General features: G+C 48.6%; 1 protein-coding gene. It reads right to left on the bottom strand.

All coding sequences use genetic code 11. From position 1 onward, the window contains the following. Positions 1 to 180: 180 nt before the first annotated feature. On the bottom strand, positions 181 to 1,755 hold the full coding sequence (locus ACTHS3_RS11410) for a vWA domain-containing protein (RefSeq protein WP_049336823.1): 1,575 nt from the start codon (positions 1,753 to 1,755) through the stop codon (positions 181 to 183). Positions 1,756 to 2,642 lie beyond the last annotated feature (887 nt).

The following is a 2,642-nucleotide window of genomic DNA, read 5'->3' as shown; positions in this document are numbered from 1 at the left end:
GATACTGCGCTTTAAATTCGGCGGCTTTTTGTTCGGCAAAAGTCGATTTTCCCGAACCCTGATGACCGCGTATTAAGATAAATTTTTGCATTTTGTTTCCTTATTCTTGTTCTCAGCTTGTCCTGAATAAATAGGCCGTCTGAAAAAATATTTCTACCCTTTTTTCAGACGGCCTTAGCTTCAGTTCACAGCTGCCAGCGGCGTTTTCTCAATCTCATCTACCCAGAAATCTGTACCCATACCTCGTTCGGCAAAGGAACCAATCAGGGCAAACACTTGGTCGGAGAAGCCGCCGATGTTCAAGATATCGTGACGGTTTCGTGCTTGAGCCTTGGTGTAAGGCTGGATATCCAGGCAAACGAGTTTGGCTTCGGGACAGCGTTTTTTCAGGATGTCCCATTCTTTCATCAGACTGGTTTTACCACCCCATCGTTGGCTGTCATCTGCCCAACTTTCGTTGTCTGACACGATGACGACCAAATCCACTTCAGCTTTTTCACGGTTCAACATGGCAAGCGGTGCGCTACATGCTGTTCCGCCTCCACCGATATTGGCGAGTTTTTCGGCGTTGGTCATGATGCTGTCGCGTGGGTTGAGCTTCACGTTTACCGTGATTTGCTCAAACGGTATCACGCGGGCTTGCGGATTAGTACGCAACATGGCAGCGGACACAAGTGCGGCAATGTCGATGCAGCGGGTTTTGGTGGACGCACTGCCGCGATAGCCGGTAACCGGGCTGTGCATGGAGCCGGATACATCCGGGCAAACCACGACTTTGCCTTGGATTGCCGGTACGTTTTGTACGGCAGTTTCCATCGCATCTTGCAGGGCTTCGCGGATTTCAAACGGCATTTGGTCAGATGTTGCCTGATACGCGGTCAGCAATTGGTAAGGCAGGACGCGGGCGCGGGCAATGGCGGTTTCGTCACGCAGTTTTTCTGCCACCATTTTGATGTTTTTGCTTTTGGCAAATACTTCATGGCGCAGGAAAGTGTTCAGGTTTTGGCGAACCTGCTGCCATGAGCCGTTGCGGGCGATTTGCGCCCAGTCACCGCAGTTCAAGTCTAAAGCTGTAAGCATTTGGAAAGGAACGTTGGGCAATTCGCCTTCTCGGCTTTGTTTGTAATCTTCAAAAGCACGGGTAATGGGCGACAATGCTTCGCGATCGTACGGTTTGCCGATCAGCCATGCAAACCATGCGGCACGCCATGCTTCACGCGGTTTTGGGTGCACCATTTTGACCACGTCTGCCAGCGACGGCGAATTTCCGACAGCGGCGTTCAACAGTTGTTTTTCGGTGGCGGTCAAAAGCCAAGTCTGCATCAGTTTTTTCGGACGGTTGCCGAAGGATTTTCTGCCGACTGCGCCGCTGCGGATAATTTGTGCGAAGTTACGCAACATTTTACCGTTGTCCACCACTTGGTCGAATACACGAGCGAGCATGTTCACGTCTTTTTGCGCCAACACGGCAAGCAACAGCGCAGGCATATCTTTCATAAAACCTTTTTGACGGGCATATACGGCAGTTTTGGCAATAAACTCGGCATCCAGGCTTTCTGCCAATTTCAGCACTTGGTCAAGTTGGCTTTGTGCATCAGCATAGAAGGTATTATTCAGACAACCGGTAGCCGCAAGCTGTGCCAGCTGTTGTTTGGGCGTCAGCGTGTAGGCGATGCCGCCGGCTTCATTATGGGTATCGGTTTTAGTAAAACGGTTTTTAATAGATTGAAACAAATTAGTATTAGCCATTTTCATTTTCTTTCATATTGTTGGTTTGAGGCCGTCTGAACTTGTTTTAGCTTTGTTTTTCAGACGGCCTTGAATGGGTGGCAGCGTGGCGGCTAAAGATGAAGAGAAGCGTTTTTAACTGAAAGCTAATGTATTCTCTTCCGGGCATCCGCCTACTGCCGTAGGGCGACCAGTTTAATTAGGATCATTCGGGTTTGTAGCAAGAAAGGAATGTAATCCTAATAGCATTCGCCCATAAGGGGTGGCACATTGGGCAACAAAGAGTGGAGAAATTTTTACGCGCTCTATCCTCTGAGCTACTCTGCCATAGTTGGCGACAGAGACGGGACTCGAACCCGCGACCTCGAGCTTGGCAGGCTGTAATTCCTCCGGTATTTGCCAAATATACCGAAAACGGTTTTTATATCAGCCCGCCTGAATATTTCAGACGGCCTCGAATGGATGGCAGCGTAGCGGATAAACATGAAGAGAAACGGTTTTAACGTGAAAGGTTAATGTACCCTCTCCGAGCATCCGCCTGCTGCCGTAAAAGTAATATGGCACGCAACAAGTTTTTAAGGGAAACATGCCTTTACTCTACCAACTGAGCTACTCTGCTATTTTGGATAACAGAGACAGGACTCGAACCTGCGACACAAGGATATCCATGTTGTAGTTTCCCCAGGCATTTGCCTGCCATATTGAAAAGGGTGAGCGACTAAATAAACAAGACGTTCAACGTCTATCAGACGAGACAGGATTCGAACCTGTTAATCCAAATGTAGTCTTGTTGGCATTCGCCCTGTAACCACACAGCAACTAAATTTACGGAAAATTTTTCTCCGGTAACTGTATTTCCCGAAGCATCTGCTGTATCGTTACATTCACAACATAGCCAACAGCGTGCCAAGAAT

Source organism: Neisseria sp. P0009.S007 (assembly GCF_051962515.1).
This window is presented reverse-complemented; position numbering and strand designations above follow the sequence as displayed.

Excerpts from the sequence above, each read along its gene's own strand:
- ACTHS3_RS11410 (WP_049336823.1), bottom strand. The coding sequence starts at position 1,755 with ATGAAAATGGCTAATACTAATTTGTTTCAATCTATTAAAAACCGTTTT.